The organism is Catellatospora sichuanensis (assembly GCF_007483665.1).
Taxonomy (GTDB): Bacteria; Actinomycetota; Actinomycetes; order Mycobacteriales; family Micromonosporaceae; genus Catellatospora; species Catellatospora sichuanensis.
This window is the reverse complement of sequence record NZ_ML660192.1, coordinates 68,005-92,945: the sequence shown is the minus strand read 5'-3', so window position 1 is coordinate 92,945 and position 24,941 is coordinate 68,005. Positions and strand designations below refer to the sequence as shown.

Annotated in this window: 21 protein-coding genes and 2 pseudogenes; 7 read left to right on the top strand and 16 right to left on the bottom strand. The window is 68.2% G+C overall.

Going from position 1 to position 24,941, the window contains the following annotated elements:
* The first annotated feature begins 74 nt into the window (after nucleotides 1-74).
* Nucleotides 75-740 (top strand): hypothetical protein, encoded by a 666-nt coding sequence (locus FLL47_RS13710; protein ID WP_144120894.1) that lies wholly within the window; start codon nucleotides 75-77, stop codon nucleotides 738-740.
* 7 nt (nucleotides 741-747) lie between these two features.
* On the opposite strand, the gene FLL47_RS13705 is transcribed toward FLL47_RS13710, so the two are convergent.
* From FLL47_RS13705 to FLL47_RS13690, 3 genes are all read right to left on the bottom strand, one after another.
* A complete protein-coding gene (locus FLL47_RS13705) occupies nucleotides 748-1,722 on the bottom strand; it encodes a hypothetical protein (RefSeq protein WP_144120893.1) in 975 nt (324 codons plus the stop codon).
* A gap of 293 nt (nucleotides 1,723-2,015) precedes the next feature.
* On the bottom strand, nucleotides 2,016-2,642 hold the full coding sequence (locus FLL47_RS13695) for an NADPH-dependent F420 reductase (RefSeq protein ID WP_144120892.1): 627 nt from the start codon (nucleotides 2,640-2,642) through the stop codon (nucleotides 2,016-2,018).
* 38 nt (nucleotides 2,643-2,680) lie between these two features.
* Entirely contained in the window at nucleotides 2,681-3,415 is a 735-nt protein-coding gene (locus FLL47_RS13690; protein ID WP_144120891.1) for an SDR family NAD(P)-dependent oxidoreductase, read from the bottom strand.
* 139 nt (nucleotides 3,416-3,554) lie between these two features.
* Here FLL47_RS13690 and FLL47_RS13685 point away from each other — a divergent pair, with 139 nt between their 5' ends.
* Complete coding sequence (locus FLL47_RS13685) at nucleotides 3,555-4,160, top strand: TetR/AcrR family transcriptional regulator (RefSeq protein WP_144120890.1); 606 nt, start codon at nucleotides 3,555-3,557, stop codon at nucleotides 4,158-4,160.
* Between the two features lie 227 nt (nucleotides 4,161-4,387).
* Here the strand turns inward: FLL47_RS13685 and FLL47_RS44020 are convergent.
* From FLL47_RS44020 to FLL47_RS13670, 5 genes and pseudogenes are all read right to left on the bottom strand, one after another.
* Nucleotides 4,388-4,684, bottom strand: a pseudogene (locus tag FLL47_RS44020) (recombinase family protein); the annotation flags it as partial.
* Nucleotides 4,681-4,902, bottom strand: a complete 222-nt coding sequence (locus FLL47_RS44015; RefSeq protein ID WP_246157888.1) for a hypothetical protein — start codon at nucleotides 4,900-4,902, stop codon at nucleotides 4,681-4,683. The pseudogene FLL47_RS44020 and the gene FLL47_RS44015, both read right to left, overlap by 4 nt.
* Entirely contained in the window at nucleotides 4,902-5,171 is a 270-nt protein-coding gene (locus FLL47_RS44010; RefSeq protein ID WP_246157887.1) for a recombinase family protein, read from the bottom strand. Before FLL47_RS44010 ends, FLL47_RS44015 begins: the two co-directional genes overlap by 1 nt.
* Before the next feature lie 205 nt (nucleotides 5,172-5,376).
* Nucleotides 5,377-11,139, bottom strand: a complete 5,763-nt coding sequence (locus FLL47_RS13675; RefSeq protein ID WP_144120889.1) for a ThuA domain-containing protein — start codon at nucleotides 11,137-11,139, stop codon at nucleotides 5,377-5,379.
* A 318-nt stretch (nucleotides 11,140-11,457) separates the two neighbouring features.
* Nucleotides 11,458-11,817, bottom strand: coding sequence for a hypothetical protein (locus tag FLL47_RS13670; RefSeq protein ID WP_144120888.1), 360 nt, complete (start codon nucleotides 11,815-11,817; stop codon nucleotides 11,458-11,460).
* A gap of 327 nt (nucleotides 11,818-12,144) precedes the next feature.
* Here FLL47_RS13670 and FLL47_RS13665 point away from each other — a divergent pair, with 327 nt between their 5' ends.
* Nucleotides 12,145-12,771, top strand: coding sequence for a hypothetical protein (locus FLL47_RS13665; RefSeq protein WP_186315717.1), 627 nt, complete (start codon nucleotides 12,145-12,147; stop codon nucleotides 12,769-12,771).
* Nucleotides 12,772-12,971: 200 nt separating this feature from the next.
* On the opposite strand, the gene FLL47_RS13660 is transcribed toward FLL47_RS13665, so the two are convergent.
* A complete protein-coding gene (locus FLL47_RS13660) occupies nucleotides 12,972-13,817 on the bottom strand; it encodes an MOSC domain-containing protein (protein ID WP_144120924.1) in 846 nt (281 codons plus the stop codon).
* A gap of 1 nt (nucleotide 13,818) precedes the next feature.
* Nucleotides 13,819-15,042 (bottom strand): pentapeptide repeat-containing protein, encoded by a 1,224-nt coding sequence (locus tag FLL47_RS43615; RefSeq protein ID WP_222106066.1) that lies wholly within the window; start codon nucleotides 15,040-15,042, stop codon nucleotides 13,819-13,821.
* A gap of 437 nt (nucleotides 15,043-15,479) precedes the next feature.
* Between FLL47_RS43615 and FLL47_RS13650 the strand changes: the two genes are divergently transcribed.
* Complete coding sequence (locus tag FLL47_RS13650; protein WP_144120887.1) at nucleotides 15,480-15,788, top strand: hypothetical protein; 309 nt, start codon at nucleotides 15,480-15,482, stop codon at nucleotides 15,786-15,788.
* 9 nt (nucleotides 15,789-15,797) lie between these two features.
* Nucleotides 15,798-16,085: pseudogene (locus tag FLL47_RS13645) on the top strand (hypothetical protein); the annotation flags it as partial.
* Nucleotides 16,086-16,198: 113 nt separating this feature from the next.
* On the opposite strand, the gene FLL47_RS13640 reads toward FLL47_RS13645, so the two are convergent.
* Together FLL47_RS13640 and FLL47_RS13635 are read right to left on the bottom strand one after the other, a co-directional pair.
* Nucleotides 16,199-17,035, bottom strand: a complete 837-nt coding sequence (locus FLL47_RS13640; RefSeq protein WP_144120886.1) for a hypothetical protein — start codon at nucleotides 17,033-17,035, stop codon at nucleotides 16,199-16,201.
* 98 nt (nucleotides 17,036-17,133) lie between these two features.
* Nucleotides 17,134-18,090, bottom strand: a complete 957-nt coding sequence (locus tag FLL47_RS13635) for an RNA-guided endonuclease InsQ/TnpB family protein (protein ID WP_144120885.1) — start codon at nucleotides 18,088-18,090, stop codon at nucleotides 17,134-17,136.
* A 192-nt stretch (nucleotides 18,091-18,282) separates the two neighbouring features.
* Between FLL47_RS13635 and FLL47_RS42900 the strand changes: the two genes are divergently transcribed.
* Nucleotides 18,283-18,426, top strand: coding sequence for a hypothetical protein (locus tag FLL47_RS42900; RefSeq protein ID WP_186315716.1), 144 nt, complete (start codon nucleotides 18,283-18,285; stop codon nucleotides 18,424-18,426).
* A 46-nt stretch (nucleotides 18,427-18,472) separates the two neighbouring features.
* The gene (locus FLL47_RS13630) at nucleotides 18,473-19,855 is read left to right on the top strand and encodes a hypothetical protein (RefSeq protein ID WP_144120884.1); all 1,383 of its coding nucleotides are present in this window, start codon (nucleotides 18,473-18,475) and stop codon (nucleotides 19,853-19,855) included.
* Nucleotides 19,856-19,953: 98 nt separating this feature from the next.
* On the opposite strand, the gene FLL47_RS13625 is transcribed toward FLL47_RS13630, so the two are convergent.
* From FLL47_RS13625 to FLL47_RS13610, 4 genes are all read right to left on the bottom strand, one after another.
* The gene (locus FLL47_RS13625; protein ID WP_144120883.1) at nucleotides 19,954-21,288 is read right to left on the bottom strand and encodes an ABC transporter permease; all 1,335 of its coding nucleotides are present in this window, start codon (nucleotides 21,286-21,288) and stop codon (nucleotides 19,954-19,956) included.
* Nucleotides 21,285-22,001 carry an ABC transporter ATP-binding protein gene (locus FLL47_RS13620; RefSeq protein WP_144120882.1) on the bottom strand — a complete coding sequence of 239 codons (717 nt, stop codon included), beginning with the start codon at nucleotides 21,999-22,001 and terminating at the stop codon, nucleotides 21,285-21,287. Before FLL47_RS13620 ends, FLL47_RS13625 begins: the two co-directional genes overlap by 4 nt.
* Entirely contained in the window at nucleotides 21,998-22,867 is an 870-nt protein-coding gene (locus FLL47_RS13615) for an efflux RND transporter periplasmic adaptor subunit (RefSeq protein ID WP_246157883.1), read from the bottom strand. Before FLL47_RS13615 ends, FLL47_RS13620 begins: the two co-directional genes overlap by 4 nt.
* Before the next feature lie 469 nt (nucleotides 22,868-23,336).
* Nucleotides 23,337-24,878: a hypothetical protein gene (locus tag FLL47_RS13610; RefSeq protein WP_144120880.1), complete on the bottom strand. Its 1,542-nt coding sequence runs from the start codon at nucleotides 24,876-24,878 to the stop codon at nucleotides 23,337-23,339.
* Nucleotides 24,879-24,941: the final 63 nt, after the last annotated feature.

The following is a 24,941-nucleotide window of genomic DNA, read 5'->3' as shown; positions in this document are numbered from 1 at the left end:
TCAGTGAGCAGCACTAACGAATCGGCTTCGGCATACGCCTTCCTGCATCGGCGGAGCGCGGCCATCTTGCTGGCGTGATCGTTGGCGATCGTCCTCAGCCGCTGGACTCCTGCTGGAACTACTGGCTCTGCATCGCGGGTGGCGACCAGGCAGGCATCATGGGGATGCTCGGGTTTTCCGACCCGCAACCCACGACCTACGCGCTTGCCAGGGACGTGGTGGACGACGCCAGTCACGGCAGGGACACGGGATTGGTGTGCGTGACGGGTGAGATCAACGGCTGGACTGCCGTGGTCGGTCCCTGGTGCAACCCCGCCGATTCGAGCCGCCGGGAAGAAGTGCGGCTACTCGTTGAGGCGCTGAGCGGGACTTACGGCGAAGCTCACGCCTTCTACTGGGGCTCCCAGGGCGACGGATCCGCCTGGCTCATCGCTCGTGACGGCCACACTGTGCGCCGCTACAACAGCCTTGCCCCCTGGACATCGTTGGGCGACCCGCTCCCGATCGAGCAGCACTACCTTGATCAGTTCAACATCCCAGGTCGGCCAGAAGACCACGCCGACGACGACGACATCTTCGAGTTCGAGTTTGCGTGCTCGGCTCAAAAGGTGGCGGAGACGCTCAGCCTTGATGTGGTCTGGGGCATGCCCGCCGACGCCGATGTGCGAGGCCAGGTCGTTCTGGCGTGGGTTCCAGACCGAACTCCCGTGGACCCCACTAGACGCTGGCCCGGGGCATAGACACTGCTTAGGCGGCGACGCCTTCCTCCTGCGCGGACACCGGCGCCGTGGACCGCAATCGCAGCGCCAGCAGGCTCGCCAGCACCAGCACCACGCCAGTGATCAGGACGATGACGGCCGGACTCAACCCACCGTCGGTGACGTCGTAGACCAGCTCCGGTACGGCGATGGTGACCCCCACGACGGCACCGAACAGCATCACCGTGGCCCGAGTGCTGCGGTAGAACAGGAAGCAGGCCGCCGCCGTCGCACCCGTCAACCCGTACCCCCAGACGCTGGGAGCGGAACCGAACAGCGGCACCTGCCCGCCGATGATGGCAAGCGCACCGCCGATGAGCAGCCCCAGTGCCCGCGGTGCGATCAGCGAGGCGAAGCTGAGCACGATCCAGACCACCCCGGCCGCGACGAGCGCGAGTCCAGTGCCGAGTGCTTCGGCATCGGCCAGGTCGACCAGCGTGACGCTGACCGCACCGGCGCTCCACAGCCCGGTGCAGACGACGCTGAACGTGCTGGACCGCACCAACATGGCGACGATCGACGCGCCCAGCCCGGCCAGCATCGCATAGGTGGGCTGATGCACGTCAACCCGCGAATCCGCCGCGACCAGCGCCGCCGTGGCGAGCGGGACGGACGCCAGGGCCAGCAACCCGCTTGCGGCTCGGCCCCGCGCCCCGGCCGTCGCCCGCATACCCGCTGCTCCGGCGAATGCGATGGCTGCGACGACCATGACAGCGGCGACTCCTACCAGGATGGCGACCTTGGCGAGGTATCCCAGGTCATTCCAGGCGGTGCCCAGCAGCAGCAACGCACCGACGGCCATCAGCGCGCCCCCGGTATAGCCGCCTGCTTCGGCCAACCAGCCGAACTGCTTGACTGGAGCGGCGGCGAAGGCGTGCCGGACGGCGCCGGCCTGATCCACGGTCAGCCTGCCCTCCGCGACGAGCCGCTGCAGTGCGGCTTCTTCTTCTTTACCCAATGGCATGCCCGTATCGTGCTCGGCCGACGCGGTGGGCGTCAGAGCTTTCCTACTCAAGCCGATCCGGCCGGATACTCAGCCGGCTGGGCCGCCATCCGCCAACACGACACTCCGCCACCGGTAGGTCGTAGCCAACCTGCGTCAATGCTGGTTTGCCTCCTGGGACCGCTGATCCGGGACGGGTTCGAGCCAGGTGGTGGCGTCGCCGCAGTCGGGCTTGGCTTCGAGCATGGCGAGGTGGCTCATGAAGGTCGGCGATGTCGCCCGGCTCAGCGACGAGACAGCTCAGCCCCGGGGGCTCAGCCGGTGAATTCGTTGACGCCGAGGGCGAAGTCCCAGTGGCCAACCCCGTTGCCTGCGAGGCCCACCGTGACCACGCCCAGCCCTTCCAGCCAGTGCGCCATTCTCAGGCCGCCGACGTCCAGCGGGCGCAGTCCGAGGCTTTCGATGAATGCCGCCACGTTAGCCTTGGCCTGCGCACTGTCGCCAGCGAGAAAGACGTTGGGCCGGCCCTTCTCCAGGACATTGCGGAAGATGGTGTTGAACGCCTTAACCACGCTCGCGCTGGCCGGGGCCACCTTGGCGACTTCCTGCGCGATCGAGGTTTCCCCGCTGTGGGCCAGTCCGTCGAACGTGGCGTTGAAGGGGTTGCTGATGTCGACGATGACCTTGCCCGCGAGGGCGTCTCCGTACTCGGCGACGACCGGAACGACAGCGTTGTACAACAGGGCCGTGATGACGATGTCCCCAGCTGGGACGGCGCCCCACTCGCCCGTCGTCGCACCGCCGCCGCCCAGGGCCTTTGCCAGGTCATCGGCCTTGGACTGATCGCGTCCTGTGACCTCGACGGTGTTGCCGCCCGCGACCGCGAGCGTGCCGATGGTGCGGGCCATGTTCCCCGTACCGATGAGGGTGATGCTGCTCATGAGGTGCTCTCTTCCTGCAGGAAATCCTGATGTGTGGTTCAGATGGCGGTGGTGCCACCGTCGGTGACCAGTTCCAGGCCGTTGACGTAGCTGGAGTCGTCGGAGGCGAGGAACAGGGCGACGGTGGCGATTTCTTCGGGGCGGCCCATCGTTCGGCGGGGGATGAGGGACTCGAATGCGGCCCTGGTTGCCTCGTCGAACAGTTCTTCCTGTTTGGTGGTGGCGACCTGGCCGGGGGTCAGGACGTTGACCCGGATCTTGCGGTCGCGCAGTTCGTTGAGCCAGACGCGGGCCCAGGCCTGCTGGACGGCTTTGCTTCCCGCATAGAGGCTCCAGCCGGGGAAGGCGCCGAGGGAGGCGTTGGACCCGGTCATGAAGATCGAGCCGTTGTCGTTGATCAGCGGCAGTGCCTTCTGCACGGTGAACAGGGTGCCGCGCGCGTTGAGCCAGAAGGCGCGGTGGAACTGCTCCTCGGTGATCTCGCCGAGGACGGCGGGTTCGCCCATCCCGGCACTGGCCCACAACACGTCGATCGAGCCCTTTTCCCGCTTGACGGTGTCGTACAAGCGGTCCAGGTCGTCCAGTTCGGCCGCGTCACCCTGGACGGCGGTGACGTTGCGGCCGATCAGCTTGACGGCGTCGTCCAGTACTTCCTGCCGCCGGGCCTGGATGAAGACGTGCGCTCCTTCCTCGACGAACAGTTTGGCGCCGGCCAATGCCATGCCGGTGGATCCGCCGGTGATCACCGCTACCTTGCCATCGAGCTTTCCCATGATCACTCCGTTGAATTGACGGGTATCCGAAGCAGTTCGGGCTCTTAAATACACCGAGCTGTTTACTTAACGTATCCGATGTCTGGTCGGGGCGCAAGCTAAGTACACCGGTCGGTACCGAGCGATCTATGCTGGAGGCATGACGGAGTCGGAGAAGGGCCCCCTGGGCCGGCGCCGCGGCAGGGGCGCACGCGAGCGCATCCTCAGCGCGTCACAGCAGCTGTTCCGCGATCAGGGCATCAACCGCACCGGCATGGACCAACTCTGCGCCGTGGCCCAGGTGTCCAAGCGCACGGCCTACCAGCACTTCGCCAGTAAGGACGAACTCCTCACCGAATACCTGCGCCGATTCGATCCCGACGTCATGGCCGGGGTGTTCGACCGCACCGACCTCACACCCCGCGAACGACTCCTCGCCGCCTTTGAGATACCCGCGGCCACGCCTCTGTGCCCCTACATCGCGGCGGCTGTCGAACTCCACGACCCCCAACACCCCGCATCCCAGTACGCGCGCGACTACAAGACCGCCATCGCCGCGCGGCTCACCGAAACCGCCCGCGAAGCCGGCGCCACCAACCCCGAACAACTCGGCGAACAACTGGCGCTGCTCATCGACGGTGCCTCGGCCCGAACCCGAGTCCTCAACAGCGAATCCTTCCCCACCGCCGCCGCCATCGCCGCCGTCCTCATCGACAACGCCATTCCCGCGTCGCCTCCTCGTCGACAGCCCAGCGATGACCGCTGAACTACCGGGTCCGCTCCCGTTCCGGGGGCCGATGGCGGCCCGAGCACGCCTCGTCGGCCGGAAGGCGACGTCGACTTCCGTAACGGTGATCGGCTCATCTTGATCGGGTTCGACCGAGATGCTCGTCGCGCGGCATCCGACCGTGATGCCGCAGCCGCGCAGGAACTTGATCGGATCGGCTGGGCGGCGATGAAGTCATGCTCGCTGACCAGCGCTTCATGAGCTGGCCTATCGGAGATCGCCCACGTCTGCGGCGGCGCGAGCCTCCGCACTCCCGCCACACCGGGGACATCGTCATCGGTGGGCCGGCGCTTGGTCTGCTGGCGGTTCCAGGCCTGTCGTCCGGTGTAGCGCGGGTTGGCGAGGATCACGGCGACCGTGCGAAGGTGCCACGCCTGGCCTGGCCGGTGCGGGTTGCGTTCGCGGTCGACCACTGACGGGCACGGCACTCCTGTCTCGCTGAGCATCCGGGCGATGCTGGCGATGGCATGTCCTTCCCACCGCTGGGCGAAGATCCATTTCATCCAGGCGCGGTGGCGGGGCCCGGGGCGAGGCGGTGCAGCCGTCGGCCCCATGCCGCGTGCGCCGTGTTGGGGTGCGGTCCGGCGTCGACGATCCGGTACCCGTAGGGCGGGCGATCACCGAGGTGGCGGCCCTGCTCGCGGGCCTGGGCCTGCATGGCGGCGGTGGTACGGAACCGGGCCTGCTGCACCTCCTGCTTGGCCTGGGCTCCTAGCAGCATCAGCAGCGCCTGGTGCGTCGGATTGCCAGGTCGACCGGTTCGGCGACCTCCGGCAACCACAGCTGGACCCCGTGCTCGCGCAGCAGTGGCGCGAGGTGGATCGCCTGGCTGCCGTAGAACGCCCGCGCGTACTCGCCGACCACGATCGCGTCGAATCCGCGGTCCGGGTCGCAGATCGCGGCCAGGAGTCGGGCTGCCTCGGGCCGGTCGGCCCACGCGACCTTCCGGGAGTGGCCGACGTCGAAGAATTGAAGGAGATCGGTGTGCAAGACCAGACGTGGTCGGTGATCTCCTCGGCCGTCCAGGTCCGGGTGGCCGGCCAGTAGATCATGTCGCTGATGACCGCGTACCGGCCGTTGCGGCGGGGCTCGATGGCAACCCATCGGATGCCTCGCCGCTCAGGAATCCATGGTGTACGAGGTCGCGCCGCCACGGAGTTCGTGACGGCGCGACCTCGTACCAGATGGTGCTTGTCTACCTCAGACGGCCGTTCTTGCCGATGCGGACAACGTCGCCGTCCAGCCGGCCGCCGCCGGCCAGTGACGTGCCGCCGTTGGCCTTGACCCCGGCGTTGGTCGGCGGTGTGCCGCCCAGCCTGATGATCATGGCATCGGTGTCGCGGACGAGTACCGCCCGGACTTCGGCCTCGGGCACCAGCGAGGTGTTCAACGCGAGCGCGCGGAACTCCTTGAGCTGGTTGATGGCCTTGGCGTCGTTGCCGTTCGCCTCGGACTGGCGGGCCGCTGTCAGCTTGGTCGTCAACTTCTTGTGCGCGTTGGCCGACAGCCGGCTGGTCGCCTTGAACCGGTCCAGCAGGTTCTGCATGTCCCGGAGCGAGGTTGTCACGTAGAACCGCACTGTCGAGACCGTCTTGTTGCCGGCCTTGTCGGTGGCGGTGACCGTCAACTCGTGCAGGCCGAGCCGCAGCTCGTACATGGCCTGCAGGGTCCCGGTCGCGTACGACGCGCCGTTGAGCGTCCCGACGACTGACGCGATGCCAGAGGTCGGATCGACGGCCTGGAAGGTGACCCGGACGTCCTGGCTGTCGCCGTAGAGCTGGCCGTCGGCCAACCCTGCCACGATGACGGTCGGCTGGTTGCCGTCGACCTTCAGGATGGCGGACTTCATCGTCTCCACGTTGCCGGCCCCGTCGGTGGCCCGGTAGAGCAGCTCGTGCTGCCCGTCGCCGCCGATGTTGACAGGCTCGGTGTAGGGCGTCCACGACCCGCCGTCCAGTGACCACTCCAGCTTGGCCACGCCGGCACCGGCGTCGGTGGCGGCGAGCACCACCGGCACCTGCCCGGCGTGCCAGCCGTCGTCGTTGGCCGGTGCGAACGTCGCTGTGGTGATCGGCGCCGTGGCGTCGACCTTCACCTCGACGGTCTTGGCCTGCTCGACGTTGCCTGCGGTGTCGGTGGAGCGGTAGCGCAGCTGGTGCGCTCCTGTCCCGCTGATCAGCACCGGCTCGGTGTAGGCGGTCCACGTCGTGGCGTTGTCGAGCTGGTACTCGGTGCTCGCGACGCCGCTGCCGGCTGCCTCGTCGGCGGCGGTCAGGGTGACCGTCGGCGACTCGGTGTACCAGCCGGCGGTGGCCGCGCCGGTTACCGCTGCCGTGGTGACCGGCGCTGTGGTGTCACCGGTGCCCGGCGTGGTCAACCGGAAGTAGTCGAAGCTTGCCGGCTTCGACGCCGTCTGGTTGCCGCCGAGCGTGAACAGCCCGACCTTGGGGGTGTCACCTACGACCGTGTTGGTCAACGGCTCCAGCGCCGTCCAGGTGGTGCCGTCCGCCGAGTAGGAAGCCGTGTAGACGCTGCCCGCCCGAGCCAGTCGCAGGTGCCATACCGCGCCGGTGAGGCTGGTGATTCCGGGTTGCGGGTTCTGCACCACACTTGCGATCTCGCTGCGGAACTCGATCCGCCGGCTGACCGGCGAGCCGGCCGTGTTGTCGACGATGTAGTCCAACTTCAGGTAGTTGTCGTCGTCGAGGTAGACCATCAGGCCTGCCTGCTGGTACTGCTCGTTGAGCTGGCTGCCGTCCACCTTCGTCTCCAGCGTCCAGTCACCGGACGGCGCGTTCTGCAGGATGAAGTTGGTAGGCCCGGTGTTGTTACCCGTGTAGATGTCCCCGTTGGGCACATCGATCTCCAGCTTGCCGCCGGCGACCCGGTACTTGCTGGTGTCCTCGCGGACTACCGCGTTCCACTTGCACCGGTCCAGGGCTGACCCGTCGAACTCGTCGGACGGGTCAATCGGCCCGGCCGGAGCGTCCGGGGTGACCTGGAACCAGTCGAACGCCGCGTCGACGACCGGCGCGGTGGTGCCGCCGTTCAGGGCGAACATGCCCACCTTCGGGTTGACGATGCCGGCCAGCGCGGCCGACTGCCCGACCGGCGCGAACGTCACGCCGTCAGCTGACCAGGCCGCCGTCAGGTTCACGCCGTCACTGATCAACCGCAGGTAGGCCGTGCTGCCGAGCTCTGCCGGGGCGCTGACCGCGTCGGCGGCGCCGTTGCGCGGCGTCCCGGCGGTCTCCCGGATGAACTCGAACTTCCTGGAACCTCCGTACAGCAGGTCCAGCTTGGCGTAGTTCTCGTCGTCGCCGTACACGATCAAGCCGGCCTGCTGGTAGTCGGCCGCCACGGTGACAGACACCTTGGTGGTCGCCTGCCAGGCACCATCCGGCGCCGGCTGCAGGATCAGGTTGGTCGCGTCGTTGCGGGTGCCGTAGAGGTCGCCGACCGCGGTGGGCAGCAGCAACGTGCCACCGGCCACCGAGTAGAGCTGGTTCTCCCGAACCACTGTCGACCAGCGGCCCTTGTCCAGTGCCGTGCCGTCGAAGTTGTCCGACCGGGCGCCGAGGCAGGCGTTGTTCGGCGCTTCAACCCTGACGACCACATTGGCGTACGACTTCGCGCCGCGCGCATCGGACACGGTCAGCGTCGCCGTGAACGTGCCGGGGGTGGCGTAGGTGTGCGTGGCGTTGGCGGTGCCGGCTGTAGCGCCGTCTCCGAACTCCCACAGGTAGGTCAGCGGGTTGTCGCCCTCGGCGTCGGTCGCCGAGCCGGTGAAGGTGACCAGCACCGGCGCGGTGCCGGTGGTAGGCGTCGCTGACGCGGTGACCACCGGCGGCGCGTTGTCGGTCACGCCGCGTCCCAGGAAGTCGACCCAGTTGACGTTGAACAACGAACCCGTACCGGTGTCGCCTGCCGGGTTCTTCGCTACCAGGAAGAGCGGCCCGGTCACCGTGCTCGGGCTGCTCAGCGTCGCCGTGACATCGGTGAAGGTCTGCCAGCCGCCGGTGCCCGGCACTGTCGCGGTAGCGAGCACCGGCCCGTCCGCCGCGCCGACCCGTACCTCGATGCGTCCACCAGCGGCGTTCGACGCCACCCGGAACCGCAGCGCGTCGATACCGGTCAGGTTCACCGGGGCGTACGACCAGAAGTCGCCGTCCTCGATGAAGCCGATGTTCTGGAAGCCGCCGGCGGTGTCCGTCGTCGTCTCCAGTTGCACGCCCGGGTCGCCGCCGCCGACGCCGTCCGGAGCCCGTCCGGTGGCGGTGAAGTACTCGGCCTGCTTGCGCTTGGGCTGCAGCTGTTCGATCGCCCTGCCGGTCAACGCGTTGGAGCCGCCGACTCCACCGGCATCGGTGTAGCTGGCCTCGAACACGGCGAACACGTTGGCGTCAGCGCCGTGACCGGAGGCCAGCGACGTCTGCACGGTGCCGGTGCACCCGGTATACGACTGCAGGGGGTGCGCGTGCTGCTCGTGACCCAGGTAGTACTGCAGGGTCACCCGCGAGCAGTCGATCGTCCCGTCCTCCGGGTCGGTCACCGCGACGGTGTACTTGACCTGGTCACCCCACTCGAAGAAGCCGCCGTCCGGCGGGAACGAGATGGTGACTGTGGGCGCCGTGTTGCCGACCGTGATCGTCACGTTCGCGACAGCCGAACGGTCGGCGGTGTTGGTGACCGTCAGCTGCGCCGTGTAGTTACCGGCAGCCGGGTAGGTGTGCGACGGGTTGGCCACGGTGGAGGTGCCACCGTCACCGAACGTCCACGCGTAGCTCAGCGCCCCGCCGTTCGGGTCACGCGACCCGGCGCTGGAGAACTGCACCGAAAGCGGCGCCGGTCCGGAGTCCGGCGTGCCGGTCGCCACCGCGATCGGGGCCCGCTCGCCCGCTATGTAGTCGATGCGGTAGATCCCGGAGTCGCCGTTGTTGCCGCCGAATCCGGTACCCCACTCGATCAGATAGAGCGCGCCGTCCGGACCGAACTCGAAGTCCATCGGCCGCAGGAAGGTCATGCCGCTGAGCATGTTGTTGATGTCGACCAGCGACTTGCCGTCGGCGGCGACCTGGAACGCGTACATCTTGTTCTGGTTCCACTCGCCGAACATCGCCTTGCCGTCGTAGTACGCCGGCCACTTGCGCTCGGAGACGAGGTCGGGGTCGTAGCGGTAGACGGGCCCGCCCATCGGCGCGCCGCCGCCACCGAGCTCCGGGAACAGCGCGTTGCCGCTGTAGTCGTAGTCGACGGTGGCGCTGACCGCCGGCGGGAGGTTGGTCAGACCCGTGTTGTTGGGCGAGTTGTTGACCGGTGCCGCGCAGTCGAACTTCGCGCCGGCCGGTCCGCTCGGGAAGGTGTAGTCGTTGTAGGCATAATTAGCCCCGTGGCAGTACGGCCAGCCGTAGTTGCCGGGCTGGACGATGTTCCATTCGACTGTCCCTTCCGGACCACGGTTCGGGTTCGTCGCGCCCGCGTCCGGGCCGTAGTCGGCCACGTACAGCGTGTTTGTCTTCGCGTCGATGCCGATCCGGAACGGATTGCGGAAGCCCATCGCGAAGATCTCCGGCCGGGTCAACGCCGTACCCTGCGGGAAGAGGTTCCCACTCGGGATGGTGTACGTGCCGTCCGCCTCCGGGTGGATGCGCAGCACCTTGCCGCGCAGGTCGTTGGTGTTGCCGGAGGTGCGCTGGGCGTCATAGTTCTGGCGCCCGGCACGCTCGTCGATCGGGGTGAACGAGTCGGACTCGAACGGGTTGGTGTTGTCGCCGGTGGCCAGGTACAGGTTGCCGGCGCTGTCGAATACCATCGAACCGCCGGCGTGGCAGCAGGTGGTGCGCTGCGTCGTCACTTCCAGCACAACCTTCTCGCTGGCCAGGTCGATGCTGTCGCCGCTGACCGTGAACCTTGAGATCCGGTTACGCGTCACACCATCGTTGGGCGCCCAGTACAGGTAGACCCAGTTGGTGGTGGCGAAGTTCGGGTCCAGCCGGATTCCGATCAGGCCGTCCTCGTTGCCGGTGAAGACATCCAGGTCAACCGCGGTCACCGTGGTGCCGGTGGCGGGCTTGATGATCTGTACCCGGCCGTCACGCTCGATGTAGAAGACCCGGCCGTCCGGTGCGATGTCGAGCTCCATCGGATTCTGCGTGTTGCTGTCCAGCGTCACCTTCTCGTACCCGCTGGTCAGCGACGCGCTGCAGTCGGAGTCGAGCGCGCCGGCCGCCGTCTGGATGCCGCCGAGCAGGTGAGCCAGGAATGAAGGCTCGGTGTACGACGCGATGGTGTGACCGATACCGGTGTACCAGGACCGGCCGCCGTCATAATCCTGGCACCACGCGATCGGGTGGTCGGCGCCCATCGCACCGGTGCCCGGCGAGTAGGACCGCTCGTCCAGACTGGCCAGCACATGCACCTTGCTGCGCGGGTTTGCCTGGTAGTTGTACCACTCGTCGAGCCGCGACCACTGCGCCGGCAAAGAAGCCGTGGACGGGTGCGACGGGTCCTCGACCTTGATGGTCGCCTGCTGGTTGTTCGGGTGCGCCGAGAAATACGCGCCGACCAGACTGCCGTACCACGCCCAGCCATACTCGGTGTCCGATGCGGAATGCACGCCGGCAAAACCGCCACCAGCACGGATGTAGCGCTCGAAGGCCCCCTGCTGAGCGGCGTCGAGCACATCACCGGTGGTCGACAGCCAGATCACCGCCGCGTACTGCGCGAGGTTGGCGTCGGTGAACGCGCCGGCGTCCTCCGTCGCGGCAACCGTGAACCCGTTGTCGACGCCGAGCTGCTGGATCGCTGCGATACCAGCGGGAATGGAATCATGCCGGAACCCGGCGGTCTTCGAGAAGACCAGCACCGAGAACGGAGCAAGCGCCGCGTTGGCTTGATTGGTGGTTGCCGGCGCGGCCTGCGCGGGCGACTGCCCGACGGCAAGCGCGATCACGGTCATGGTGAGCGCGAGTACCGAACCGAGGAGAGATCGCGCTCTGATATTCGGATGGGTGCGGCTACGACGTTGTAAGGACACGAGGACTCCAATGTCTGGACAGGACTGCAGAGCCCGCCGCGGCTCGCCGAAGACCAGTCGGGGGGTAATAGTTCACGCCTTGAACAAATTAGCGCCGCCACCGAAGTTGTGGTCAGATTGTTGCCGGTCAATTTCGTAACGTTTCGATAACACGCCCGACACCGCCAGAGTCCTGGCCTTTCAATCCCTTTAGGACCTAGTGACCCGGGCACGACCACTCATCATCGAGCCGTCCGACGGTCACGACTCCGAAGACAATCTCGCTTCCAGCGCGGCTTCGGCCTGCGCGAGTTTGCGCTCGGCGGCGTCACGGGCCCGTTGCGCGGTGGTTCGGGTCAGGCGGAGGCCCGTTAGTTCCTCTCGGGCGTCGTCGCGTCGCCACCGCAGTTCGGTGAGTTCCTTCTCCAGCTCGGCCAGCTCGCGGGTGGCCCGCTGCTCGGCCTCGGCCGCCTCGTCCGGCGCCGAGCGGGTCCGAGCCTCCTCCTCGCGTGCCGCGTCAACGCCGGCACGCAGCCGATCGATCTCCGCCGCCCGCTGGGAGGCGCCCCAGGAGCTGCTCCACCGTGAAGATGTCGAGACCCGGAACGCTGCCGAGATCAACTGCTAGATCAACTGGATCGACGTCCACATCGTCAGGACGAACATCAATAGCGCCGAGGCCAAGAGGAGGAAATCGACCACCCCAAGGCCTCGGCGTACAGGTGAAAAACAAGCTACGGCGTGTTTCAAAAGTGATCGGTGTGTGCTGGTCGTTGTGAGCCTGATGCCGCTCCGCCGGTTGGGGGTATGTACTGGTGGCGGGTTGCTTGTCGGTGGTGTGTGGCATGGTGTGCTGCCGTGGCCCGTTTCACCACATTCCAGCTCTGTCTGGACCCGACCGCTGGAAGGGGAACCGCCGTGGGTTACGAGACCACGTTCACTGGCCAGGTGACGATCACTCCTGCGCTGAACCAGCACGAGATCGACTACCTGCTGGCGTTCGCCGAGACCAGGCACGAGCCCCGGTCCACCGGCCCCTACGCCCTCGGCTACGGCGACGAGATCGACGGCGCCCCGGACCCAGACAAACCCGGGTACTGGTGCAAGTGGGCGCCGACCGCCGACGGCACCGCGATCAACTGGAATCAGAACGAGAAGTTCTACGAAGCCGATCTCTGGATGGAGTACCTGGTGCGTACGTTCCTGAAGCCCGACGCCACCGGGGCGCGGGAGCGGGTCGACCCGGTGGCGGGCCGGGTATATCCGCCCGCGCTGGACAGGTTCACCTTCGACCACTTCGTCGACGGCGTTATCGAGGCCGAGGGCGAGTGGCCCGACGATCGGTGGCGCATCGAGGTGCGCGCCAACGCCGTCTACGTGATCCGGCTGCTGACGGAACCGGACTACGCCGAGTACCCCCGCACCCACCGCGACGACTGGACCGAGGAGCAGCGGGCCGACTTCGCCGCGCGGACCCGCGAGAATTTCGTGTACCTGGTGCAGGACGGGCAGTTGCACGAGGTAGGCCCGGCGGATGGGACGTCGTTCGACCCGATCCCGGTCGACCTGGACTGAGCGCCGTTCGGCCACGGTCGGCACCCGTGGGTTCCGGCGAACTTTGACGGTTCCTCGCCGGGAGCCTCAGGGTCCTTTTCGGCCCTGGAGCGTGGCCGCATCCCGGGTTCGTGGGAACCGGCCGTGTCGTGGTCGACGATCCAGGTCCGCCAACTCACCGGGGTCGGCCTTCGTCGTTGATGCGCCAATGAGCGACCCAGTCAGTCCAGCACTTCCACGGTGTCACCGACGCTGACTGTCCGACCCTCGCCGAAAGGCCCGCCCGGTTCGGCCCGCACCGTCATCTGGAGACCGAAGAGCAGCTTCTGGTCGATGTTCCGGCGTGCGGCGAGCGTCCGTAGCGGCTCCCGCCCCCGCTCCCCGGTCTCCTGATCGATCGTCGCGACCACACAGCGGACACACTCGTTGCTGCCGTGGAACACGGCCCCACCGATCCTGATCCGCCGACCGACCCACTCGCCCTCGGCCCACGGCGCAGCACCACTGACCACCACATTGGCGCGGAACCGGCTCATCGGCAGCGGCCCCTCGGTGCTGCTCGACTCCAGCAACCAGCCGTTGAACGCGTCTAGCGACGCGGTGTTGGTCAGCAGCAGCGGAGTCCCGTCGGCGAAGCTCACCTCGGCACCGGACCCGGCCGCAACCGGCCAGGGAACGACGTTGCCCGCGGGGTCACCGAGCCAGACCAGCCGAGCGGCCCGCCCCAACAGCCGAGCAAGCCAGTCGTCCGCCTCGGGGCCGGCGGCGCGTACCGGTGAGGGCGGCCGATCCCGGTACACCCGGACCTCGATCGCCTCACCCTCGGTCGGTTCGGCCAGGTCTAGCGGGGCAAGCCCAGGAGCGTCCAGGGTCAACCCGCCGGTCCGAGACACCGCCCGCATCGTCACCAGTTCCCGGTGCTGGTGCTGGGTCAGGCCGAGCCCGTGCTCGTCTACGATCAGCCAGCGCCGGTCGCCGTCCAGGCCCCACGGCTCGACCCGTGCCGTGTCGCGGTCCATCCGGCGACACCCCTTCACCGGATACGTATGAATCGATGCGACCCGCATATTAACGTCGGATCGTGTGCTGGCTGACAATCTGTCTCTCACCGCTCACTCGGAAGGTGCCGTCGGCCATCTGGTCTGACAGCTCCCGGATCCGGCTCGCCGCGTAGGCGGGCCAACGGGTGGCCGTGTTCCAGGTTGCTCCACCGAGATCGGCAACGAGGGCCACGCCGCTCAGGTCGGCTCCGTGTAGCATCGCGCCGGCCAGCGTCGAAATGCCAACTTCGGGAGCGCCGGTGAGAGATTGGCCGGAGAGGTCGGCACCGCTGAGGTTTGCTCGGCGGAGATCCACGACCGGGCCGAGATCGGCTTGGCGCAGATCGGCTCCGGCGAGGTTGGCACCGGCAAGCTCGGCGCCGACGCACCCCACCCCGCCGGCATCGGAGAGATCGGCAAAGCGCAGGTCGGCTCCGGCAAGGTCGGCACCCTGGAGATCGGTACCCGTCGGGAAGACCACACCCCGAAGGTCTGCGCCGCGGAGCCGGCCGACGATATCAGCCATCGCCTCTGAGCCACTGTCCGCGATCAACGCAGCGACATCGGTGGCCGAGGTGAGCGCCTCCGGCGTCCCGGTGCGTGCGCCGGTGACGATGTCCTCTGGTACCCACCTGCCGTGCAAGGCATAGAGGGACCAGCCGTCGCGATAGGTCATGGCGGCGCCGTCCGCGCGGTGCAATCGCACGGCTCCGTCACCGCGACGTGGCCACGGTTCGGCATGGATCTCTACGGGACGCTCAGAAATGACGCACACCCGTTCCCACGGCCACCAACCACCGCAGGAGCGAAGCAGCTCTGCCCAAAGACCTAACCGCTCATCCCACCTGCGCCGGAAACGGTTTGAAGAGGACGGCGGGTCGCGGTAGCGATTTCCGAGCCCGCCCGGATCGACCATGCAGTGCCCGCCGAGCCGCCGCAGCAGCCAATGCCCGCGCGCCGACGCATCATCATCGGCAAGCCGCGGGACTATCGCTGAGCCCATTGAGCCGATCCAGTCGCCGAACACATAGCGGGCGCCGCCCGGCGAGTCGACCCAGACGAACCGGGGCACCTTCGCGCCCACGATCTGGTAGAGCCCAGCGATCGCGGCCTCCGCCGCGGCCCGTTCAGCGGGCGCGGTGGCTCGTTGCTCACCAGGCCATTCGATTTCGATCTGCTGCGCCAAGCGCGCTTGTTCGGGCGTCAGTTCGTGCAATTTGATGTCACTGTTAAACGGATACGGCGGCGCCATACATCGTAAATATCATATCGATCAATGCAATGCCACCGCCAGGGGCAGATTATTTGTATCGGTAACATCGCGCATGTCGTGATCGGAAGGACGCGACGCGACAGTCACCGGACGGACCCGGCGAAATCGGCAATCCGTACGTCGCGCAGAGCCGCGTCGACGAGCAGCCGGCCGATCGCGCACAGGAATCGCTCCACTTCTGCCGATGGCAAGCACGCCGTGTCGGCGGCCAGGCGCGGGTCGAGCGCCGACGGCGCATGAACCTCGAGGAAGAACCGCCAGTTGGAGGGCCCGCTAGACGAGCAACTGCCTCTTTTGGCCTTAAGTCGATCCGCCTCGTCATCGCCGCTGCTCCGTGTCCCGTCCTACTCCGATAGGTACAGGCACAGTGCCGCCAACTCTTCCACGCCCGATAGTTCGGCGTTCAGCGACATGACGTGCTGCGCTGGAACGTCATTTCTCGGCCCGCTGGTCATACACGGATCATCTTCGCCGTCCGAAGTTTGCGCGACAGCTCCTTCACGGCGGCAGGTCTCAACCCCACTAACAAGTACACGGAACTAGTGGGAAGGAAGCTCGTGATCACCTCGGACGCTGTGTACGTCATGGTCGGCCTGATGGGTTCGACAATCTCCCTCATCGGGCTGGTGGTGCGCCTGCGCTATCGACTTCGTAGCGAGCGGGAAAGGCGCCGCTACCTGCTTGTTGCTGCTACCACCCTGCCCGGTGGTAGCAGGATCCAATAGTGGCGCGCCGACGGCACGCAGGTCAGCATGCTGGACGCGTCGATGTCGTACCTTCGCCAGTTCGCCCCAGCCGTACTGGCCGCGGTCCAGTTCGCCGGCGGCCCGGGTACTGAGCAGCTGCTGCAGGCGGTGAGCATGCTGGCCGGGCTGAATGCCACCGGCGCCCGCAAGGTTCGCGCTGGTGCCCCGGTCGGATTTGTGCCGACGAAGTGGGCCGGCTACCTGGTCGCCGCGGAGCAGGCTGGCGACGTCACCGCGTACCGAAGGTACTGGGAGCTGGCCGTGCTGGTCAGTGTTCCACGACGTATGGCACCCTGCTCCTGGTGTTCCACAACAAGCTGCGGCTATGGCTCCCCGGGCGGCCGCGCCGATCGTGCCGCTGTGGCCTCGGACCGCTGACCGGCACTGCCTCACGGCCGGTCGTACAGGCTCCACTCGTTGCGTTGTGTCAGCGCGAGGGCAACCATCCATTGCTCGTCTTCCAGGTGATTCGCGAGACTCTTTTGCTGCCCGGCAAGCTCCCACGCCTGCTCTCCGACAGCGGGTCGGCGACCAGTGGTGAGGTCAATGGTCAAGCCCCAGGAAGCCACCAGCTCTGCTCCCCACGCCTGGTGCCACTGCCACAGGGCGGCCGCTAACACGTCCGGCCTGCCCAGCGTCCCGTGGTAGCTCACCCATCCCGCCGCCAGGTGAGCGTGCGGTGTGGGCAGCAGCCATAGCTCAACCGTCGAAGGCTGGCGCCACTGCACGTTCGCCCGTTGTCCAACGTAGGCAAGGGCCTGAGCCAGCAGTGGGGGATCTGCGAGGACCCGGTCGTAGATCCAGCGGTCCACGCTCGACATCGTGGGGGCATCGAAGCGCCGCCGGGCCTCGGATTGGAGGTCCACACCTTCGAAGGTGGGCACGAATAGGGAAAGCTCGTCCACGGTCAGGGGCTCGTCCTCGTCGTCGCACGGGTCGTACCCTGCCGACCAGGGATCGATGGTCCGCGCGGCGGCATCCAGTTCCGCCAAGTCGTCACTGGTGGGTTCACGTTGGTGGTCGAGACCGTTATGGTCGCTCGAACGGAAAACGGGCCATCGGCCCGTCATCGGCAGCACGGCGCGGGCCGCCCGCCACGCCGACAGCACATCAGCCGGCTCGACACCGCTGACGATCAGACAGTTGCCTGACTCTTCCTCGACGGGCAGACCATCCAGCGCCGTGTTTCGCAACGCCGCCGTGGCACGTTCCACCTCATTAGTCACAACCGTCAGTGTCCACTTAAGCTCGCTCCGGTCCGGCGGGTATAGGCAGGTGCGGTGGGTGGTCGTTCCATCGGCATCAGTGGAGACTACGGCCTGTTTCATAACTCGTTGGAGTGGTGAGACAGCGCCCTTCTCGGGCGTCCGCGCCTGGCCCGGGGTGGGGTGGGTGCGGTTCCTGCGTCATCGGGGCTGGTTTCGCCTGCGCGTGTGCGCGGGCCAGAGCCTTCCCCTCGGCGGGCGTTGGTGACCGGGCCCCCTGCGTGGAGGTCCCGGACCTGGGCGTGGTGCTGCTCGGCCCAGATGGCGAGGTTGACCGCGGCGTTGTGGTCCCGATCGGCCTGGTACCCGCACACGGCGCAGGTGAAGGTGCGCTGGTCCAGGGGCATGGCCGGGGCCACGGTCCGGCATGGGGCGCAGGTCTTGGTCGACGGGTACCAGCGGTCGACCGGGGTGAGGTGTCCGCCGCGCCACTGCTGCTTATAGGTCAGTTGGCGGGCCAGTTCGCCCCATGCCGCGTCAGATATCGCTGCGGCCAGGTGCCGGTTGGCGAGCATGCCGGTGATGTTGAGAGTCTCGATGGCGAGCCGGTCGTGGGTCTTGACGAGCTCGTTGGAGACCTGGTGCAGGAAACGCTGCCGGATCGCACGTACGCGGGCGTGGTGGCGGCCCAACCGGGCCGCGGCCTTGGCGCGGTTGTTGGAGCCGAGCTGTTTGCGGGTGACGGCGCGGGCCAGACGCCGCTGGCGCGCCATTCCGGCCCGTGCCGGCCGCGGCGGATCCTCCACTCGCAGGACCTCGGTGCCGTCGGCGCGGGCGGCCACGGCGAACGCGGTCAGGCCCCGGTCGACGCCCACCCAGCCTGCAGGGCGGGTGTCGGGTTGGTGGCGGACGGCGTCGTGCAGGTCGGCGGCTTCGCAGGTCAGCGACATCGCCCACCGGCCCGCCCGGTGCGTGACGGTCGCGGAAAAGACCTTGGCCCGGCCTTTGGCGAGCATGCGCCGCAGACGGCGCGTGTCCTGCCGTACCGTGATCGTGCCGATGACCGGCAGGGTCACCGTGCGCGGCCTTTGATCCCCGACCCGGATACTCGCCCGGCCGGTCGTGGAGGTCTTGCAGCGGATCCGAAACGACAGCGGAGCGCGTCTGGTTGGCCGGTGTCTGGCCTGCCGCGCGCCACACCAGGGCCCAGCTGACCTCGGCAACTCCTGCGCGTGGCCGCCGATAAGGGTGCCGGCAAGGTCGTCGTGATGTCCGCGATCAATGTGGACGACAAGCCCGGACACCAGCCCTCGCGGTTCAACGGCGACCGCGACGCCGAGGCGGAGCGGGCCGTCACCGGCAGCGGCCCGCCGTGGGCGGAGGTGCGCCCCGCGATGCCCGGGGACTCGTAGGGCAGGATCTGGGGGGGGTCGGACGCGCCGGGCGTACCCTCCGAGCGTGTCGAAGGATCCGACGATCATCATGGGCGACTGGGTGTTCCTGGACTCACGGCCGATGACGCAAAGGAACGGGGGTGGCCGGAAAGTGACCGCACACCATCTCCTGCCGCGGGCCATGCGTGAACTGCCTTCGCCGTGGAACGACCTGACCCCGGAGCGGAAGCGGATACTGGAAGAACTCCCGCACACCGAAGCCAACGAGCAGGCAGCCCTGGGCGCGCTGGCCACTGCGCTGTCAGACATGCCGCCGGCGTCGCCCGGCGGCTGGAGCGACGAATCCTGGGAACTCTACTACCGGTTCCGCGCGGAATGCGGGCACCGGCTCGCGCAGGCAATGCCGGCAGCCGACCTGCTCACCCGGGAGGGCGTCATCGGCGTACTTCGCGAATGGGCGGAGAACGCAGCCGGGTCTGTGCCGGACTGGTGGATCGAGGAGCAGACGGACAGGATCCCCGGGACATGGGCCCGCTCCGTCCTGTCGGTCTGGGCCCATGACGTGCTGTGGTGGTTGAAGCAGGAGCCGCAGGACGGGCGGTGCATCGCGGCGATGGCCGAGCGCTGCATCCGTGCCGACCTGTCGGCTCAGGACGCGGTGCACCTGCTCCATGCCCTCGGCACGCCCCATGGCGAGAAGGCTCTGCTGCGCGTGGTGCGGGACCCCGGGGTGAGCGAACACCACCGCGCGTCGGCACGGGGATGGCTCATCGCCATACGGCGGCCTGGCTACGACAGCCGCGGGCGGGAACAGGCGTACGGCGAGGAACCTCTGCTGCCTGCCGGTGTGCGGGATTTGCCCTACGCGTGGGGGTCCGGCTTCCAGTGGCCGTCGGGCCTGCCGGAGACCGAAGAGAACATTGCTCGCGCACGGGCGGTGCTGGAAGCATGCGCGCCCGCCGGACCGGTCCCGGAACCCGCCCCCGCCCCCTCATGGGACGGAGACGAGGACGAGGAGCCGCCCACGTGGCTTGAAGTCCGTTCGGTCATGTCCGATCTGATGCCGTACGCGCGGCAGGTGACCCGCGAGCGTATGACCGAGGCGATGCGGGAGTGCGCGCTGCTGGGCATACCCGGCACTCCGCAGGACCCGGAGGGTGAGCAGGCGCAGCGGTTCGTCCGGCGGTGGGTGACGTGGATCAGCGCCTGGATCGCGGGCGAGGTCTTCACGTGGCTCGGCATGTACGTCGACTGCCACGTCCGTATCACCCCGTGGGCGATGGAACTGGCCGAGCGGTACGTGCGCCACGGCGTGGCCGCCGGGCAGGCCGTGGCGATGCTGCGCTGGCACGACACCGTTGCCCGCAGCAGTGAGGCCCTCTTCCGTATCGCGGCCGACGATTCATTGCCACCACAGGTGCGGGAGTCAGCCCGAATAACCCTCTAACGCGGGGCGTCGCGGATGAGGACCAGGAGGCCGGCGGAGAACGCACGCAGTTCTCCGCCGGCCGACAAACGCCCCGGCACGGCGCAGCATGCGCGTCACTAGGCGCGCATCACCGTGGCAATGGGAATGCGCGCCGCCCGGATCGCCGGAATCAGCCCGCCGAGCAGCCCGGCCACCAATCCGGCGACGATCCCCGCAACACCGGCCTGCCACGGAAACTCCATGTCCAGCGGGATCGGCGTACGTCCGCTGAGGATCGACCCGACGACCTTCAAGGCGAGAGAGGCGACCCCGATCGCCGCGGCGGCCGTGAACAAACCGGTCAGCAGCGTCTCCGCCAGGACGATCCCGGCCAGCAACGTCCGCGGGGTGCCCACCGCGCGCCGCAATGCGAACTCCTCGACCCGCTCGCCGACCGTCGCGAGGCCGACGTTGAGGATGCCGGCGACCCCGATGAGCAGTACCAGCCCGGCGATCCCGAGGAACACCAGCCGCACCAGCCGCAACTGCTCCTCGATCGCCTTGCGGGCGTTGACCGGCTCGACGCGTAACTGTTCGGCGGGCACACCCAGGCCGACCAGGCGGGCGCGCAACGTCTGCTCGACGGCGTACGCGTCCGGCGCGAGCAGTGTCTCCACCCCGCCCATCATGCTCAGCGACGAGGCCGGCACCCAGTTCAGCAGTTCATCGACCCGGGTGTACGCCGTCGGCATCGGCACGCCGTCGTCGACGACCCCGATGATCCGGGGCGTCGCGTTGGTGCTCGCGCCGTAGATGCGCATTTCGGCCGGCACCTGATAGCGGGCGAAACCCTTGGCGGCCTCCAGGTTGACCACGATGCCCGGCGACAGTGACGGCACCTTCGTGAAGTCGAGCCACTGCCCGGACTTCATCCGGTAGGGCCGGAACGGCAGCACGTCTCCGGTCAGCGCGGAGAGCCGCAGCTCGATCGCCTGGCCGTTCGGCGTCTGCTCACCCTGCTGCGCCTTGTCTACCGGCCTGCACCCCCGTTCGTCGCAGATCATCTCCGCGCCAGGCCCGCCGCCGTAATAGTAGTCAGGTCCGCCGGCCTGCTGATCGAACGGAGCGCCGCCGGGGTTGACCGGGTTCACGCCCGGCTCGCCGATGGTCACGCTGGTGCCGATGACGCCGACAGCGTCGCTGCGGCCCTTCAGCGTCTCCAGCGCCGCCGCCATCGCGCCGGCCTTCTCTGGCGAGACATACATCATCCGGGTGCCGTCCTTGCCGACCTGCAGCTCGATGTCCGCGAGCGCCGCCTGGTTCGCGGCCTCCGCGCCTGCCTGCACGACCACCACCGCCAGCACGCCGAGGAACAAGCTCACGATCGACAGGAGGGTACGCGTCTTGCGTGCCCGGATGCCCTGGCCTCCGATGATCAGAGCCGACCGCAGTCGGCCGGACAGGCGGATCATGCGGCCACCTCCGCGGGCGCGTGTTCGTATTCGTCGACGTCGTGCAACTTGCCGTCTTCCAGTCGCAGGACTCGGCCCATCTTGCGGGCGTGGTCCCAGTCGTGCGTCACCAGGATCAGCGCCCGGCCCTGCGTAGTCGCCTCATGCAGCACATCGATGACCAGGTTGCCGGTCTCGGTGTCCAGCGCTCCGGTGGGCTCGTCGGCGAGCAGGATGCGCGGCTGGCGTACCAGGGCCCGCGCGACCGCGACCCGCTGCTGCTCGCCGCCGGACAGCTTCGCTGGCCGATGCTTGGCCAGATGCGCGATGCCGACCTGCTCCAACGCGGCCATCACCTTGGCGCGCCGCTGCCGCCGCGGCAGCCACCCCTGCCCGTTGACCAGCGCCATCGCCACGTTCTGCGCCGCGCTCAGATGCTTGAGGAGGAAGAACCGCTGAAAGACGAAGCCGAACTCGGCGCTGCGCAGCGCGGCCGCCTTGCGCTCCGGGATCCGCGAGATGTCCTTGCCGTCGATCCGGTACGCGCCGCCGTCAGGCCGGTCGAACAATCCCACGATACTGAGCAGCGTGCTTTTGCCCGACCCCGACCGGCCGAGCACCGCCACGCTCTCCCCGGCATCCACCTTCAGGTCCACACCAGACAGAATCGTGCGCGGCTCCTGCTGACCCTTCAGCGTCTTCGTCACGCCGTCGAGCTCGATCAGCGGCGTCACTTGCTGATCACGCCCTCCGGACCCTTGTTCTCCGGCTGCGCTTGCGGTAGATCCGGTCCAGGCACCGCGATCTTCTCCTCGCCGGTGAGCCCCGACTTGATCTCGATGACCTTCCCGTCCGTCAGCCCCAGCACCACGTCCCGCGTCTCGCGGGTGCCGTCTGGGCGTACCACGTCAACCAGGCCCTTGCCCTGACCACCCGCCACGGCCTCCACCGGAAGGACCAGCGCGTTGGCCGCCTTGGCGGTGATGACCTCCAGCGTCGCCGACGCGCCGTTGATCAGCGTGACCCCGGCCGGCGCGAGGCAGACCAACCGCATGCCGGTCGCCTCCGACGGCTGCACGTTCTGCTGCGGCACCTTCTGCACCGGAGGCGCCGGCGACGCGCTCGGATCCGGCGCCGGGGGAGCGGGCGGCTCCGGCAACGTCCCTGACGGCAACGCCGCGATCGTGCCCAGCACCTTGCACGCGAACGGCCCGGGGCCATTCGTGATCTGCGCGCGCACCGCCGTCAACGCCGCCGACAGCTTGTATGCCTGCGCACCGTCGATCTCGGCGACGATCGCATAACCCACATGCTTGGCCGACACGACCGGCATCCCCGCCTGCACCGTCGACCGGTCGTCGACCAGCCGCCCGGCGAACGCCGCCCCCGCCGGTACGGTCACGTGGTAGGCCTTGCCGCCCTTCCACACCGACGCGACCCGGGTCGCCTTCTTCGGCGTCGACGTCGGCGGCTGCACGTTCAGATAGCGGATCTGGCCCGACACCGGCGCGACCAGCCCGAACACCGGGTTGATGGTCACCTTTCCAGTCAAGCTCACCCGGTTGGTGAGCTCCTGCCGCGTCGGCTTCACCGTCGTCATCACCGTGCCTCGAGCCGCCAGACCCGGCGTCTCCGCCGGCGTCTGGTTGCCGGAACAGCCTGCAGCCGTTCCCGCCGCCACGACGGCAGCCATCAAGCAGATCAAAAGTCTCTTGCGCACCGGGTCCCCTCACTCGCGCATCCAGCCGGCCACCTAGCAGACGCCGCAATGCACCTCGGCGTTGCCTCAGCGCCCGGCCATGGCGCGCTGACCGTAACCGGGAACCCGTCATTCGCGCTGTCCCTGTCGTCACCCGTTGCAATTGAGTGGACTCTAGTGAGCACTCGTGTTGCCGTCGGCCGTTGCCGGCCGACGGTCCCCGTCTAACCCACCGAGGTGGTGCGGGGCGCTTGGCCCTTTCGCCTGTACGTTGCCTGAACCCCAGGTGCGACTGGGCCGTCTGGCGAACGCGGCGCCGACACCTCCAACGGGAGATGTCGGCGCTGCTCAACGGCTAGCCGGAGGAAGGTCACCAGTCGCCGCGCGGGGCGTGTCGCACCGCCACGACGCCCGGTACGTTCGCGACCTCGGCCACGAGTGCCGCAAACGCGCCCGGGCTGGTCAGATTGACCGTGAAATACCACGGCAGGGTCCGGCCGACCGCTTCGGGCAGCTGGGCGTCGCCGCAGTACGCCGTCTGGAATTCTCGCGAGCGCGGGTCGCGGTTGACGGCTGAGCTGGTTGTCGCGGTGACCCGGTGGATGGCGTCCTGCACCAGGTTGACCTGAGCCGGCGTGGCTTGCGGGCTGACGAACACCCAGGCGGTGCGGCTGAGCGGACTGGCGTGCGTGTCCGATTCATCCGGTGGACCTGTCGGAACGCACCGCGACAACCCAGCCAAGGTCGTGTCAACTGTCTGCAGCACGGCAGCGGCCCACCCCCAGCCGCCGGCCCAGAGCACAGCGAGCAGCGCGACGAGCGCGAGGAGCGGCGTGGCTGTCGCGCGCCGGGATGGCATTGGAGCTGGATCCCGCCGGGGTCGGGCTGGCCGCGCGCGGTGTCGCTGCCAGAGCGCGAGGCCGATGGCAGCGAGGCCGGCCACCACCAGGATCGCGGTGAGTGCTGGCGAGGCCGACACGGCGGCCCAGAGCACGACGACGCAGGTGAGGACGACGACGGGCATGACCGGCATGCTCCCGGCCGCCAGCCGGGCTGGCTGGCGCTGTGGCTGGTTCGCCGGCTGCCGGTGTCGTCGCGGCCAGGCGGCCATGACCAGGACCGCCAGGCCTAGGGTCGCGGCGGTCCTGGTCAGGCCGTGGCCGAGGGTGAGCAGCATGACCCACCAGGGCTGTTCGGGTTGCCCTTGCGAGGTTTTCGACCCGCCCAGGATCAGGTGCAGGTAGGTCAGTAGCAGTATGGGCAGCAGGAGGAGCAGGGCGAACCCGGACGTGGTGGCGGCGAACAGGGTGGCTGGTCGGCTGTATTCAGTGCGACGGCTGACCCAGGCGGTGAGTACCCAGCCGATCAGTGCGCCGAGCAGCGCGCCGAGCACGCCGGCTGGCGCGGCCCAGGCAGGCTCGGTGCGCGACAGGTGGAACAGGGCCGCGCCGTCGGACTCGGTGACCGCGCGGTCGGGCCAGTAGAAATTGGAGAATTGCAGGGCCAGGTCGCCGCGCGTGGCCCAGAATGTCCGGGTGAACCGCTTCTTCTGCTCGTCGCCTTCGTCGCCGGGATTGAGGTCCGGTGCGACGTCGCTGCGGATCTGCCAGCCGGCCGCCTGCAGGCGATCGCGGACGGCGTGGGTGAAGGTGTCCACGTCGCGGGTGGCCGGCGTGTGCTTGACCCAGTAGTCGGCGTATCCGTACTGGATGCCGTCCCCGTCGTTGGTCCGGACGAACAACGCGGCATCACCGCCGCCCCATACCGTCATGGCGGGAAACACGGTCGCCGTCAGTTGCTGCGCCTCGGCGCCGGATGGCAGCGGCGGGGCGGCCTCCCAGCCGAGCCGCGCCCCTGCGGCACCGCCGAGCCCACCGCCGGCTAGCGTCATGAGGATGGCGAACACGACCACGCCGATGCTGCCCGGCCGGCCGAGCCGGGCGCGGGCGCCGTGGAGTAGCAGACTCGTCGACTC